1 protein-coding gene is annotated in these 656 nt (G+C 71.0%); it reads right to left on the minus strand.

Annotated features, from left to right (window positions below):
• Positions 1-656 (minus strand): NAD(P)/FAD-dependent oxidoreductase (locus GYH36_RS19130; RefSeq protein ID WP_162290704.1); only part of this gene is annotated, 656 nt, incomplete at both ends.

A 656-nucleotide genomic window follows, 5' to 3' on the forward strand; every position in this document is an offset into this window, starting at 1 on the left:
AGGCCGGTCGCGGGGAGCTCGCGCTCCTCGCCGGTCACGGTGTCGCGCAGCGTGAGGGCCTCGACCTTGTTCTCGCCGCTGATGCCCGCGACCTCGCTGTTCCACGCGAACTCGATCTTCGGGTCGTTGAGCGCGCGGTCGGCCATGATCTTCGACGCGCGCAGCTCGTCACGACGGTGCACCAGCGTCACCTTCTCGGCGAAGCGGGTGAGGAACGTGGCCTCCTCCATCGCCGAGTCGCCCCCGCCGACGACCGCGATGTGCTGGTCGCGGAAGAAGAAGCCGTCGCACGTCGCGCACCAGGACACGCCGCGGCCGGACAGGCGCTTCTCGTCGTCCAGGCCGAGCTCGCGGTAGGCGGACCCGGTCGCGAGGATGACCGCGCGAGCGCGGTACGTCTCGCCGTTGCCCGTGACGACGGTCTTGACGGGGCCCTCGAGGTCGAGCAGCGTGGCATCGTCCCACTCGATGCGCGCGCCGAACCGCTCGGCCTGCTTGCGCATGTTCTCCATGAGGTCCGGGCCCATGATCCCGTCGGGGAACCCGGGGAAGTTCTCCACGTCGGTCGTGTTCATCAGCGCACCGCCGGCGGTCACGGAGCCCGCGAGCACGAGCGGGGCCAGGCCCGCGCGCGCCGCGTAGATCGCCGCGGTGTA

The organism is Cellulosimicrobium composti, from assembly GCF_010287905.1.
Lineage (GTDB): Bacteria > Actinomycetota > Actinomycetes > Actinomycetales > Cellulomonadaceae > Cellulosimicrobium > Cellulosimicrobium composti.